The organism is Oscillibacter valericigenes (assembly GCF_021531435.1).
Taxonomy (GTDB): domain Bacteria; phylum Bacillota; class Clostridia; order Oscillospirales; family Oscillospiraceae; genus Oscillibacter; species Oscillibacter valericigenes_B.
On the sequence record NZ_JAFBIS010000010.1, the window covers coordinates 14,077 to 26,593 of the forward strand.

12 protein-coding genes are annotated in these 12,517 nt (G+C 62.2%); all 12 read right to left on the bottom strand.

Going from position 1 to position 12,517, the window contains the following annotated elements:
* Window positions 1-59 precede the first annotated feature (59 nt).
* Window positions 60-1,079 (bottom strand): UDP-glucose 4-epimerase GalE, encoded by a 1,020-nt coding sequence (galE, locus tag JQM68_RS07120; protein WP_235222310.1) that lies wholly within the window; start codon window positions 1,077-1,079, stop codon window positions 60-62.
* A 114-nt stretch (window positions 1,080-1,193) separates the two neighbouring features.
* The gene (locus tag JQM68_RS07125) at window positions 1,194-4,304 is read right to left on the bottom strand and encodes an efflux RND transporter permease subunit (RefSeq protein ID WP_235222311.1); all 3,111 of its coding nucleotides are present in this window, start codon (window positions 4,302-4,304) and stop codon (window positions 1,194-1,196) included.
* Window positions 4,305-4,310: 6 nt separating this feature from the next.
* The gene (locus JQM68_RS07130; RefSeq protein WP_235222312.1) at window positions 4,311-5,477 is read right to left on the bottom strand and encodes an efflux RND transporter periplasmic adaptor subunit; all 1,167 of its coding nucleotides are present in this window, start codon (window positions 5,475-5,477) and stop codon (window positions 4,311-4,313) included.
* Between the two features lie 16 nt (window positions 5,478-5,493).
* Window positions 5,494-6,852 (bottom strand): TolC family protein, encoded by a 1,359-nt coding sequence (locus JQM68_RS07135; protein WP_235222313.1) that lies wholly within the window; start codon window positions 6,850-6,852, stop codon window positions 5,494-5,496.
* Window positions 6,853-6,864: 12 nt separating this feature from the next.
* Window positions 6,865-7,485, bottom strand: coding sequence for a TetR/AcrR family transcriptional regulator (locus tag JQM68_RS07140; RefSeq protein ID WP_235222314.1), 621 nt, complete (start codon window positions 7,483-7,485; stop codon window positions 6,865-6,867).
* Window positions 7,486-7,764: 279 nt separating this feature from the next.
* Window positions 7,765-8,166: a metallopeptidase family protein gene (locus JQM68_RS07145; RefSeq protein ID WP_235222315.1), complete on the bottom strand. Its 402-nt coding sequence runs from the start codon at window positions 8,164-8,166 to the stop codon at window positions 7,765-7,767.
* A complete protein-coding gene (locus JQM68_RS07150) occupies window positions 8,157-8,822 on the bottom strand; it encodes an HAD family hydrolase (protein WP_235222316.1) in 666 nt (221 codons plus the stop codon). The genes JQM68_RS07145 and JQM68_RS07150 overlap by 10 nt, the downstream gene beginning before the upstream one ends.
* 128 nt (window positions 8,823-8,950) lie before the next feature.
* Entirely contained in the window at window positions 8,951-9,769 is an 819-nt protein-coding gene (locus tag JQM68_RS07155) for a PHP domain-containing protein (RefSeq protein ID WP_235222317.1), read from the bottom strand.
* The gene (gene hisIE / locus JQM68_RS07160; RefSeq protein ID WP_235222318.1) at window positions 9,766-10,401 is read right to left on the bottom strand and encodes a bifunctional phosphoribosyl-AMP cyclohydrolase/phosphoribosyl-ATP diphosphatase HisIE; all 636 of its coding nucleotides are present in this window, start codon (window positions 10,399-10,401) and stop codon (window positions 9,766-9,768) included. Before hisIE ends, JQM68_RS07155 begins: the two co-directional genes overlap by 4 nt.
* A 16-nt stretch (window positions 10,402-10,417) precedes the next feature.
* Window positions 10,418-11,173 (bottom strand): imidazole glycerol phosphate synthase subunit HisF, encoded by a 756-nt coding sequence (gene hisF, locus JQM68_RS07165; RefSeq protein WP_235222319.1) that lies wholly within the window; start codon window positions 11,171-11,173, stop codon window positions 10,418-10,420.
* Complete coding sequence (hisA, locus tag JQM68_RS07170; protein WP_235222320.1) at window positions 11,167-11,886, bottom strand: 1-(5-phosphoribosyl)-5-[(5-phosphoribosylamino)methylideneamino]imidazole-4-carboxamide isomerase; 720 nt, start codon at window positions 11,884-11,886, stop codon at window positions 11,167-11,169. Before hisA ends, hisF begins: the two co-directional genes overlap by 7 nt.
* A gap of 12 nt (window positions 11,887-11,898) precedes the next feature.
* On the bottom strand, window positions 11,899-12,510 hold the full coding sequence (hisH, locus tag JQM68_RS07175; RefSeq protein ID WP_235222321.1) for an imidazole glycerol phosphate synthase subunit HisH: 612 nt from the start codon (window positions 12,508-12,510) through the stop codon (window positions 11,899-11,901).
* Window positions 12,511-12,517 lie beyond the last annotated feature (7 nt).

The following is a 12,517-nucleotide window of genomic DNA, read 5'->3' on the forward strand; positions in this document are numbered from 1 at the left end:
TACCCCCGGCAGGGCAGAAAAAAACAGGCGGGGCGCCGATGCACTCCGCCTGTTTTCTCTTATTCGGGGTAACCGTTTGGGTTCTGCCGCTGCCAGTTCCAGCTGGAGGCGCACATCTCGTCAATGCCCAGCTCCGCCCGCCAGCCCAGCTCCGTCCGGGCTTTGGTGGGGTCGGCCCAGCACGCCGCGATATCCCCCTCCCGGCGGCCCTCCACCACATAGGGCAGCTTCCGGCCGCAGGCTTTTTCGTAGGCGCGCAGCACCTCCAGGACGCTGTACCCCCGGCCGGTGCCCAGGTTGCAGATGAACAAGCCGCAGTTCTGATCCAGCTTTTTCAGGGCGGCCACATGGCCCTTCGCCAGGTCCACCACATGGATGTAGTCCCGGACGCCGGTGCCGTCGGGCGTGGGATAGTCCCCGCCGAACACGTGGAGCTTCTCCAGCTTCCCCGACGCCACCTGGGCGATATAGGGCACCAGATTGTTTGGAATGCCCCGGGGGTCCTCCCCGATCAGGCCCGACGCATGGGCGCCGATGGGGTTGAAGTACCGCAGCAGGGCCACGTTCAGCTCCGGGTCCGCCGCACAGAGGTCCGTCAGGATGCGCTCAATAAACAGCTTGGAGGTCCCGTAGGGATTGGTGGTGCCGCCCACGGGGAAATCCTCCCGGATGGGAACGCTGGCGGGGTCGCCGTACACCGTGGCGGAGGAAGAAAAGATGAGGTTCCTCACCCGGTGGCGGCGCATGACCTGAAGGAGGGAGAGGGTGCTCTCCAGATTATTCGTGTAATACTCCAGCGGTTTCCGGACGCTTTCGCCCACCGCCTTCAATCCCGCGAAGTGGATCACGGCGGTGACGCCCGGATTCGCGGCAAATACCGCCTCCAGCGCGGCCGGGTCGCAGGCGTCCGTCTGGTAAAAAGGGACTGTTTTCCCGGTGATCCGCTCCACCCGGCGGAGGGCCTCCCGGCTGGCGTTCACCAGATTGTCCACCGCCACGACTTCATATCCGCTCTGTAAAAGTTCCACGCAGGTGTGGCTGCCGATATATCCGGCGGCCCCTGTCACCAAAATCGACATAGGCATCCCTCCCGGCGCCGCCGAAGGGCCGGCGCGTTTTACGCAAGCAGTATACCACAGCACCCGGCCAAATACAAGCCGCCCCGCGGAAAGTCCCGCGAGGCGGCATACGATTTAAGAAATGGCTGCCGGGGTCTCCTCCGCGGGCAGGGTCCCGGGCTTGGGCGGCTGCTTTTTCTTCCGCCGGAAGTGCCCGGGCAGGTCGTCGATGACGGAGTAGAACACCGGGGTGAACAGCAGCGTCACGATGGTGGAGATCACCATGCCGGAGATCATGGTGATGCCCATGTCGCTCATCATCTCCAGAGTGTCGCCCATCGCCATCGCCATAGGGACCATGGCCAGGACCGTGGTGGTGGTCGTCATCAGCACCGGCCGCACGCGGAGCGGGCAGGCCTTGAGGATGGCCTCCTCCCGGCTCTCGCCCCGCTCCCGGCGGACCTTGATGTAGTCCACCAGGATGATAGAGCTGTTGACCACGGTGCCCGCCAGCATGATGAGGGACACCAGGGAGATCATGGACAGGTCCCGGCCTGTCAGCGGCAGGGCAAACAGGGCGCCGCTGAACGCCACAGGCAGGATCGTCATAACGATGACAGGCATCAGGAAGGATTCAAACTGGGCCGCCAGCACGAAGTACACCAGGCCCAGCGCCACCAGCAGGGCCAGCAGCAGGTCGTTGAAGCTCTCCATCATGTCCTCATAGGCGCCGGCGGTCTCCGCGGTATAGCCCTCGGGCATGTTGTAATTGTCCAGGATCTCCTGGATGGCCAGGGTCATAGAGGTCGTGTCGCCGCTGATGGTGGAGCCGGTGACGCTCACCTGGCGGGACTGGTTCACGCGGCTGATGGTCTGCGGGGCCTGCACGATCTCCACGCCGGCCACATCGCTGAGGGCCACGTATCCACCCATGGCGGTAGAAATGGGCATGGCCCGCAGAGCATCCAGGCTCTCCGAAGCGTCGCCGTCGCCCTTGACCACCACGTCGATCTCCTTGTTGTTCAGGAAAACCGTGGTGGCGGTGTCGCCGGTCAGCTCGGAGCGGACCGCCGCGCCGATGCTTGCGGCAGTGAGGCCGTACTGGGAGGCCGCCTCCCGGTTGATGCTGATCTCCACCTGAGGCACCTGGTCCGCTACGGAGCTGGTGACGTCCACGGCGTCCTCCAGCTGGGAGATCTCGCGGGTCAGGTCCCCGGCGATAGCCGCCAGGGTGTTATAGTCGTCGCCGGTGATATTGACGCTGATGTCATCGCCGCTCATCATGGCGGTCATATCGGAGGCGGTGACGCTGATCTCGCAGCCGGCGATGTCCTTCAGATACCTCCGCAGGTCGTCGGCCACCTCCTGGCTGCTGCGGTTGCGCTCGCTCTTGTCCACCAGGTTCAGGCTGATGCTGGCGGACTCCGCCTCCGCGCTGTAATACATCTCCGACAGCTCCCCCACATGCTCCTCCGCGATCCGGCTGATGCGGTCGGCGATGGCGGTGGTCTCCTCCACCTCGGAGCCGATGGGCATGCTGACCGAGATGGAGACCTGGCCCATGTCCATAGAGGGCAGCAGCACGGTGTTGGTGGACAGGCAGCAGACCACAAAGAACACCACCAGGCCCACAGCCGCCAGCATACCGACTTTCAGATGATGGACAAAGTAATTCAGAAGCCGCAGATACAGGTGATAGAGCTTGCCTGTCCAGCCCTTGACCTTTACGCTCAGGGCGCCGGGCTGCTTCTCCGCCTTTTTCAGCTGCTGGCGGCGGAGCTTCTCCTCGTCCAGCATCATGTAGCACAGCAGGGGCACCAGGGTCAGGGCGATGGCCATGGACCCCAGGATCAGGAAGGCGATGGTCAGGCAGAAATCGTCGAACAGCATGCCCGCCATACCCCCGGACAGGCCGATGGGGATGAACACCGCCACCGTGGTCAGGGTGGAGGCCAGGACGGAGGTGGTGACCTCCTTGGTGCCCTCCACGCAGGCCGTCATGCGGTCGTGGCCCTCCGCCGCGTAGCGGTAGATGTTCTCCAGCACCACGATGGAGTTATCCACGATCATGCCGACGCCCATGGCGATGCCGCCCATGCTCATCATGTTCAGCGTCAGGTCGAACAGGTTCATCAGAAGGAACACCGCCAGGATGCACACCGGCATGGAGATGGCGATGGTCAATGTGGCGCTGAAGCGGCGCAGGAACAGGAACACCACGATGGCCGCCAGCAGCACGCCCAGGATGATGTTCTGCAGGGCGGAGTTCACCACGATGTTGATAAAGTCAGAGGCAAGGTACACGGTGGAATACCGGATGCTGGGATTCTCCTCCCGGAGCTCCGCCATCCGTTTTTCCACCTTCTGGGCCGTGGAGTGCTCGTTGGCGCCGGACTGCTTGGATACCTGCAGCAGCACGCAGTTGGTGCCGTCCACCTTGGCGATGGAATCGCTCTCGTTGTTCTCCAGCACCACATCCGCCACCTCGCCCAGGCGGATGGTGCCTCCGGTGGGCAGGGCGATGATCATATTGGTCACGTCCTCCACGCTGCGGAAGCGGGCGTCGGTACTGACGGTCAGGGTCTTGGAGCCGTTCTGCATATCGCCGCCGGGGTACAGCAGGTTCTCCGCCGCCAGGAACTGGGAGATATAGCTGTTGGAGATGCCGTAGCCAGCCGCCCGGGTGGCGTCCACCTGGACGCTGATCTGCTGGGTGACGCCGCCGCTGACTGTGACGGAGGCCACGCCGTCGATGCGCTCCAGGGCGGGGCCCACGGTGTCGTCCGCCAGGGTCTGGAGCTCCGCCAGGTCGTCGCCCATCAGGGCGATCATGGCCGTGGGCATCAGATCGCCTATGTTCATGTTGATGATGACGGGCTTGGAGGCGCCGTCCGGCAGGGACAGGGCGTCGAATTTCTCCCGCAGCTTGGTGGCCGCGATGTCAAGGTTCGTACCATCCTCGTAGGTGATCATCAGCGTGGTCAGGCCGTCGGAGGAAGTGGAGGACACCTCATCCACTCCGGAGACCGACATGACGGCGGTCTCCAGAGGGCGGGTCACCAGCTCCTCCATGTCGCTGGGGGTGGCGCCGTTGTAGTAGCTCACGACGATGGCCATGGGCGCCTCCATGTCCGGCAGCAGCGCCATCTGGAGCTGCGTGGTGAAGACCCCGCCGAAAATGACGATCATAATGACCGCCAGAAGGGTCGTCACCCGATGCTTGATGCAAAATTTTGCCGTACTCATGGGCCGTTATTCCTCCCCGCTGACAACGCGGACAGGGTCGCCGTCGCTGAGGTACGCCTGACCCACGGTCACCAGCTGCTCTCCTTCGGTCAGGCCGGAGGTGACCTCCGTGACGCCGCTGCCCGTCAGACCGGTGGTGACCTCCACATATTTAGCGGCACCGTCCTCCACCACAAAGACGTACTGGACGTGATTGCTGGTAAGAATGGCCTCGGTGGGCACCACGATGGTATTCTCAGCGGTGTCGGTGCGGAAGGTCACATCCGCGAACATGCCGCTCATCAGGCCGCCCACGTCGGCGGGCACCGTCAGCACCACGGTATACAGCTTCGTCTGCATGCTGGCCGCCCGCTCCACGGAGCGGATGGTGGCGGTAAAGGTCGCGTCGGCGGCGCTGACAGAGACCTCCGCCTTGTCACCGACAGTCAGCTTGGGCACCAGCGCCTCGGAGACGGAGGCCGTCACCTTCATCTGGTCCGCGCCGTCAATGACGACCAGCGGCATAGAGTTGGAGATGTAGCTGCCCTCCACGGCGTTCATGGTCACCAGGGTGCCGGACTGGGGCGCCAGCACATTGCCGTTAGCGTCCACGTTGTCCAGCGCGGTATCCAGCTGCTCCACGCCGCTCTTTGCGTTCTGGATGCCCGCCTCCAGCTGGGACAGGGCGGAATTCCGGCCGGCCACGGCGTTCTCGTAGTTCAGCTCCGCCTGGTCCACCTCCAGCTGGGAGGCAGCGCCGATTTCAAAGAGGGCCTTTGTGTTGTTCACGTTGTCCTGCGCCATGGACACCTGCTTATCCAGAATGCTCTTTTGATCCTGGTAGCTCTGGACGGCGGCCTGGTAGCTGATGCGGGCCGCGTTGTAGCCGGACAGGGTGCTGCCCAGGTCCAGGGTGCAGATCTTCTCGCCGGCCTGTACCTGATCGCCGGCGTTTTTATAGACGGCGGTGCACTTGGCGGCGGAGGCGATGAGGATGGTGGATGCATTGTCGGCGCTGACCTGGCCGGACACCTTGTTTTCCGTGGAGATGGTATTGGCCGTCACCGTCTGCACCTGGACGGCGATACCCTCCGCGGCGGGCGTCTCTTCTTCCGGTTCCTTGCTGCCGCAGGCGGTCAGTGCCAGGGTCATGGCGGCTGCCAGCAGCCCGGCGAACAATTTCTGATATTTCATGTGATAAGACCCCCTGTCAGTTCAAAACGCCGTGTTCCACGGCCCAGCAATAGGTGTTATAGGAAGAAAACAAGTCGTTGGAGGCAGACAGCACTTTCTCCTCGGCCTCTTTCAGACTGCTCTCCGCGTCCAGCAGCGCATTCTTTGAGATGGAGCCCTGCTGGTATTTCAGTTCCGACGCCTGATAGGACGCCCGTTCACACTCCAGGGAGACCTTGGCCGCGTCCAGGATCTGCTTGTAATCCCTGACCTGCTCATATAGGGTGCGGAATTTCAGCTCATAGGACTGGACCGTATTGTTGTATGTATACTGGGCAGCCTGCCAGTTGTGTTTCGCCCGGGCAAACTCGGTTTTTTCCATGTCGTAGCCGCACTTGCTTCCGGCATCGTTATAGTTCTCCTTTTCATCCTCCAGCGTCTTGGCGGCGGCGTAGAGGTCATAGCTTCTATCCTTGTAAGCCAGCAGGTCTTTTTCCAGGTCCATCGCTTCCAGTTCCCTGTCGGTGACTTCCGGCACCGTGCCCAGGGTGATCCCGCCGGTCTGCTCCGCGCCCAGCAGCATCTCAAACTGGTATTTTAAGCTGCGAATGTTCATCTGCAGGGTCTCCAGGCCGCTGACCAGCTGCGTCCGGCCCGCCTTTGTCTGCTGCAGCTGCAGGGCAGAGACCTGTCCCATCTGGTAGCGCAGCTCCAGTTCCTCCACCGTGCGGTTCAAAGCGGCCAGCTGACGCTGGAGGGCCGCCTCCTGTGTCTCCAGTCCCGCAATGGTGGCGTACATCATCTCGCCGCCCATGATGATCTGGTCCTGAAGATTTTTCAGCTGCCGCTTCGCCCCGGCGTTGTCCTCCTGCATCTCTCCGTCCTTGATGGCGTCAAACTGTTCGCGGAGGGCGTTGTAGCCTTGCTCCATCTGGGCGTAGGCATAGGAATCTCCTGCGCCCCCCTGTATCATCATCCACTGATAATTCGCGATCTGATTCAGCTGCTTGCGCAGGTCCTCGTACATCTTGTCGTAGTCAATGCTGTCGATGAAGTCGATGCTCTCCTGCAGGGCCAGAACGTTCAGGTTATTCTCCCGCATCCGCCGCTCCACATTGGCGTAGCTGACGGTGCCCACGGCGTCCGGTTCGATGAGGGCGCTTTCGATGGCCTCCCCCGTCTCCGGGTCGGTCTCAGGTTCCGCGTCAGGTCCCGCCAGGGAGGGTGCTTCTTCCTCCGGAGCCTCCTCCTCGGTCTCAGCAGCGGTCTCTTCACTCTGGCTCCCGCCGGCAGCCGCCTGCTGGTCTTCCGCCGTTTCTCCCGCAAACGCTGTCACAGCACACAGGGACAGCACCAGCGCCAGGGCCAGCAGCACCGCGATACTCTTTTGTCTCATTTGGCTCCTCCTTTATACCGCTTCCCGGCGGCCCACCGCCAGGCTTCCGCTTTTGATGATCTCCAGCCGGATCTCCAGCTGGCGCCGGAATTCACCTACCCGCTCCGGCTCCGCCAGGCTGTCCATAATGGAACCGGCCAGCGCTACCAGTGACAGGGAAAAGGCCTGCCGGGCCGTCTCCTGGTCGCTGAAGGCGGACAGGTCCGCGTTCCTGGAGACTTCCGCCAGCATCCGGTTCCCCGGCTGATCTGTCATGATCATCTGCATATGCAGCCCCGGATTCAGCCGCAGGACCTGGATGCACCGTTCAAACAGCATGTCTGTCTCCGGCTCCCGCTGGGCAAACCGGTCAAAGCACATCATCTGCGTCTGGAAAAAGTTCCCTCCGGCCTCCTCCATGGTACGGGCGTAAATCTCAATAAAATGGTCACGGGCCTGTATCATCAGATAAACAAACAGGTCCTCCTTATCCCGAAAATACTGGTAAAAGCTGCCCCGGGGAACCCCTGCCCGCCGCACGATCTGGTTGGTGGATGCCTCCGCGAAGCTGACGCGGGTGAATTCCTCCCATGCGGCATTCAAAAAGCGGGTGCGTTTTTCCTCCGGCAGATGGAGAAACGTCTCCGTACACATGACCGTTATCACCTCCGAAAATGACACGATGTCACTTTGTGACAAGCTGTCGCTTATTATACGACGCCTCCGGGGAGGTGTCAATTCCTTTACCGCTTGAAACTCGTAAAGAAAATGTGAATTTTCCGTAAAGCGCCGGGAACTTTTATATGTTCGCCGGTTCCTCTCATTTTACAAGCCGCCGCCCTTCTCCGATAGGTCGATTTTGCAGCACTTTGTGTCTGTTTTTCAGATGGCAAAACCCCGGAAGCGGCCGCCTCCGGGGTCAAACACGATTTCTTATTCTTCTGACGCGTCGGCCTCTGCCGCGTATTCCGCCCGCCACCGGGCCAGCTCCTCCGCGTCCCGGTCATCCAGACCGTGGAGGCCGCCCAGGGCCTCCAGATGGTGGGTCAGCTCATGGGCCAGGGTGGTCCGCAGCTCGTCCGTCCAGGTGTCCACGCTCCAGTCCTCACTTTTCGCCAGAGCCGCAAAAGAGCCGTAGTACAGGTTGATGTACCGGCCCAGCAGGTCATCGCAATATTCGCCGAGAATGTACATTTCCCCCTCCGGGAAATCCGGGTCGGGGACGGCTTCCTCCAGCAGGTTCACACCGCCGTTGAGCCCGTCAAACAGCACCGGGGGAAAGGCGTCCGCAAGGTCGTCCAGCATCTCCCCCACCTGGTCAAAGGTCAGCAGCACGGCTCGCCCTCCAGGATCACCCGCTCCAGCTCCGCCACGGTATCCGCCATGAATTCGGCGCCCGCCGCCTCCAGGGAGGCGCGGGGCCGGTAGCCCCAGGTGACGCCGCAGGTCCTGGTGCCGGCGTTGTGGCCGGTGCGGATGTCCACGCTGCTGTCGCCCACGAACAGCGTCTCCGCCGGGTCTGCGGACAGCGCCTTCATCACAGCGTGGACGCCGGCGGGGTCCGGCTTGACCGGCACGCCCTCCACCTTGCCCCGGATGAGGTCGAACACGCCGGGGAAGTACCGCTCCACAATGGCGCGACTGAACTCATCGGCCTTGTTGGAGTAGACCGCCAGCTGCACGCCGGCCCCCTTCAGGCGGGCCAGCAGCTCCGGGACGCCGTCATAGGGTGCCGTTTTATCCATATTGTGGGCGCCGTAATACTGTGAAAACTGGGACAGGGTATTTACCACCAGCAGGGGGCTGCGGAAATTCTCCGGAGAAAACTTCGCCACCAGGTCAGGGATGCCGTGGCCCACCATGGCCTTGAACGCCTCCACGGTATGCTCCGGCCAGCCGTTTTTCCGGCAGACCCAGTTGCCCGCGTCCGCCAGATCGTCGATGGTATTCAGGATCGTTCCGTCCAGATCGAAAATCACAGTACGATACATAAAGGCACCTCACGCAAAATTTACAGTGTCAATATTGTATCAGTCCGCCTCTGCTTTCACAAGTGGCGAAGAAACACAAAGGTGCGGCGAAAGCCGCGCCTTTTTTGGAGGTTTTCAGCATAAATTGTTCAAAGAGGGCACTCCACTTGGCCGCCCATGGTCAGCAGGGTGCTCTTTTCAAAGCCCGCCGCTTTCGCCAGGTTGATAGCATCGCCGTAGCCGTAGAGAATGGTGTCCGCGCTGTGGCTGTCGGAGGTCAGGATGATGCGTCCGCCCATGGCCCGCCATTCCCGCAGGAGGAACAGCGCGGGATAAGGCGCGTCCCGGTAACCCCGGGCCATGCCGCCGGTGTTGATCTCCAGCAATGTAGCCTTGGGGTCCGCGGCGTGGAGGGCCTCCAGCGCCGCCTTTTCATAGCGGGGAGAGGTTTCATCGAAGAAGCGGTTCCCGGCGTTGAGTTTCGTGATAAGGTCCATGTGCCCCAGGATCGTAGGCTTCATGGCCGCCACCCGGCGCACCTCCCGGAAGTAACCCTCGGCCACCGCCAGGGCGTCGCCGTGAAACGCCTCGTCCCTGCAGGCAGTGAACGCCTCCTCGCCCCAGTCGGCGGCGTAGGCTTTGCCGTTCTGCCGCTGGTAGTGGGCGCTGCCGATCCAGTAGTCGAAGCCCTCCGGCGTGATGTCGGACTGGCTGTCCCACTCCAGGCCCAGCAAAATTTCCATCCGCCCGGCGTATTCCGCCCGCAAGGCAAGCACCGACTGGCGGTAATCCGTCATGTCGGCGGGCAGAACGTAGCCCATGTCCAGGTCGATGGGCGTGTGGCTGTGGCAGGAGACGCCGTAGTATTGTACCCCAGCCGCGTAAGCGGCGGCGGCCATCTCTTCCAGGGTGTTTTTCCCGTCGCAGCAGGTGGCGTGGGTGTGGACGGAGCAGGCAAAGGGGGTCATTGCATCCGCTCCTGCTTGACCTTGTGGTCCACCACGTGGCGCTTCTCCAGCTCCCGGGTGATGTCCTCCACGGTAATGCCCATCTGGACCATCAGCACCATGACGTGGTAGGCCAGGTCGGCGATCTCATAGATGGTCTCCTCCTTGTCCTCCTTGCGGCCGCCGATGATGACCTCGGTGCACTCCTCGCCCACCTTTTTCAGAATCTTGTCCAGGCCCTTTTCAAAGAGGTAGGTGGTGTAGCTGCCCTCCTTGGGGCTGGTCTTCCGGCCTTCGATGAGGTGGTACAGTCCCTCATAGCTGAACTGCTTCAGCTCCTCGGAGAGGTAGATCTCATTGAAGAAGCAGCTCTCCGCGCCGGTGTGACAGGCGGGGCCGTCCTTCACGACTTCCACCACCAGTGCGTCGCCGTCGCAGTCGGCGGTGATGGAGACCACGTGCTGGACATTGCCGGAGGTGTCGCCCTTGCGCCACAGCTCCTGACGGCTGCGGGACCAGAAGCAGGTCCGCCGCTCGTCGATGGTAATAGCCAGGCTCTCCTTGTTCATATAAGCCAGAGTCAGGACCTCTTTCGTGTAGTGGTCCTGGACAATGGCGGGAATGAGGCCCTTTTCGTCAAATTTCAGTTCCATATCTTTCTTTACTCCCTTATATCCGCATCTCCACGCCCTTGCCGCGCAGGAAGCGTTTGAGTTCCTTGATGTCCACCTGCTTCGTGTGGAAAATGGAGGCCGCCAGGCCCGCGTCCACGCCGGGGTGGGTGAACAGCTCCGCGAAGTGCTCCATGTTCCCCGCGCCGCCGCTGGCGATGATGGGCACGCTGACCCGAGCCGCCAGGGCGTCCAGCATCTCCAGGTCGAAGCCGTTCTTCACACCGTCGGTGTCGATGGAGTTCAGGACGATTTCACCGGCGCCCGCCGCGACGCCCTTGACGGCCCAGTCCATGGCGTCGATGCCGGTATCCTCCCGGCCGCCCTTGGCAAACAGGCGGAACTGTCCGTCCACCCGCTTTACGTCCATGCTGAGCACCACGCACTGGTCGCCGTACTTCTTCGCCGCCGCGCCGATGATGCTGGGGTCGGCGATGGCGCCGGAGTTGACGGACACCTTGTCGGCGCCGCATTTCAGCACCCGGTCGAAGTCGTCCAGGGTGCGGATGCCGCCGCCCACGGTGAGGGGAATGAAAATCTCGGACGCCACCCGGCGCAGGATGTCCGTGAACAGGTTCCGGCCCTCCACAGAGGCGGTGATGTCATAAAACACCAGCTCGTCCGCGCCGGAGGTATTGTAGAAGTGGGCCATCTCCACCGGGTCCGCCATATCGCGGAGCCCCTCGAAATTGGTGCCCTTGACCACCCGCCCGTCCTTTACGTCCAGGCAGGGGATGATGCGTTTGGCTAACATGCGCCCACCTCCTTGATGACCGATTTCAAATCCAGCCGCCCGGTGTACAGCGCCTTGCCCAGAATGGCGGCGTGGGTGCCGATGGACTGGAGTTCCTTCAGTTCTTCCAGCGAGCTGACGCCGCCGGAGGCCGTCACTTGCAGGCCCTCGATCTTCGCCAGCTCCCGGTACAAGTCCAGGTTGGTGCCCTTTTCCGCTCCGTCCCGGCTGATGTCGGTATAGATGACGGTGCCGACCCCCGCCGCGTACAGGCGGCGGCAGAAATCCACGCCTTTTTCTGCGGACAGCTCCTTCCAGCCGTTGACGGCCACATAACCGTCCCGGGCGTCCACGCCCACAGCGATCTTGTCGCCGTAGGTTTGGGCCATGCGGGCGGTGAAGGCAAAGTCCTTGACGGCGATGGTGCCCAGGATACAGCGGCCAACACCCAAATCCAGGTACTGGCGGATGCGCTCCTCGGTGCGGATGCCGCCGCCCACTTCGATGTACAAGCCGCCCTGTTTCGCGATGGCGGCAATGCTCTCAAAATTCGCCAGGGTGCCGTCCTTGGCGCCGTCCAAATCGACAACGTGGAGATATTTAGCTCCGGCGGCGATGAAATCTCTGGCCACGGCGCAGGGGTCCTGGCCGTAGACGGTCATTTTGTTGTAATCGCCCTGATACAGGCGGACCACCTGTCCGCCGGACAGGTCGATGGCGGGAAAAATCTGCATATGTCCGCCCCCTTATAGCTCCGCGAACGCCTTGAGGAGCCGCAGTCCCGCGTCACCGGATTTCTCCGGGTGGAACTGGGTGCCCCAGACGTTGCCATTGCGCACCGCGCCGGTCACCGCCACATTGCCGTACCGAGAGGTGCCCAGGGTGCTGGCGGCGCAGTCTTTGGCGTAAAAACTGTGGACGTAGTAGACGTACTCCCCGTCCTGGAAATACTTGAACAGGGGGTCGTCCTTGACAATTTGCAGGCTGTTCCAGCCCATGTGGGGAACTTTCAGGGTCTTATCCTCCAATTCATTGTGGAGGTCCACCACCTGGCCGGGCACCAGGCCCAGGCCGGGGTGCTCGCCGTACTCGAAGCCCCGGTCAAACAGAAGCTGCATCCCCAGGCAGATGCCCAGGAACGGCTTGCGCTCCGCCTCCTCCAGCAGCACCGGCACCAGGCCGGTGTCGTCCAGCTTGGCTTTCGCGTCGCCGAAGGCCCCCACGCCGGGGAGGATGATGCGGTCCGCCGCCCGAAGTTTTTCCGCGTCCCGGGTGATTTCCGTCTCCAGCCCCAGGGACTTCAGGCTGGAGGACAGGGAAAACAGGTTTCCCACGCCGTAATCTACGATTGCTGTCATGGTATCA

Bases quoted from the DNA above. Each gene is read 5' to 3' on its own strand.
- hisA (WP_235222320.1), bottom strand. From the start codon at position 11,886: ATGCAGATTTTTCCCGCCATCGACCTGTCCGGCGGACAGGTGGTCCGC.
- JQM68_RS07125 (WP_235222311.1), bottom strand. From the start codon at position 4,304: ATGAGTACGGCAAAATTTTGCATCAAGCATCGGGTGACGACCCTTCTG.
- JQM68_RS07135 (WP_235222313.1), bottom strand. From the start codon at position 6,852: ATGAGACAAAAGAGTATCGCGGTGCTGCTGGCCCTGGCGCTGGTGCTG.
- hisIE (WP_235222318.1), bottom strand. From the start codon at position 10,401: ATGGAACTGAAATTTGACGAAAAGGGCCTCATTCCCGCCATTGTCCAG.
- JQM68_RS07150 (WP_235222316.1), bottom strand. From the start codon at position 8,822: ATGTATCGTACTGTGATTTTCGATCTGGACGGAACGATCCTGAATACC.
- JQM68_RS07155 (WP_235222317.1), bottom strand. From the start codon at position 9,769: ATGACCCCCTTTGCCTGCTCCGTCCACACCCACGCCACCTGCTGCGAC.
- hisF (WP_235222319.1), bottom strand. From the start codon at position 11,173: ATGTTAGCCAAACGCATCATCCCCTGCCTGGACGTAAAGGACGGGCGG.
- JQM68_RS07140 (WP_235222314.1), bottom strand. From the start codon at position 7,485: ATGTGTACGGAGACGTTTCTCCATCTGCCGGAGGAAAAACGCACCCGC.
- galE (WP_235222310.1), bottom strand. From the start codon at position 1,079: ATGTCGATTTTGGTGACAGGGGCCGCCGGATATATCGGCAGCCACACC.
- JQM68_RS07130 (WP_235222312.1), bottom strand. From the start codon at position 5,477: ATGAAATATCAGAAATTGTTCGCCGGGCTGCTGGCAGCCGCCATGACC.
- hisH (WP_235222321.1), bottom strand. From the start codon at position 12,510: ATGACAGCAATCGTAGATTACGGCGTGGGAAACCTGTTTTCCCTGTCC.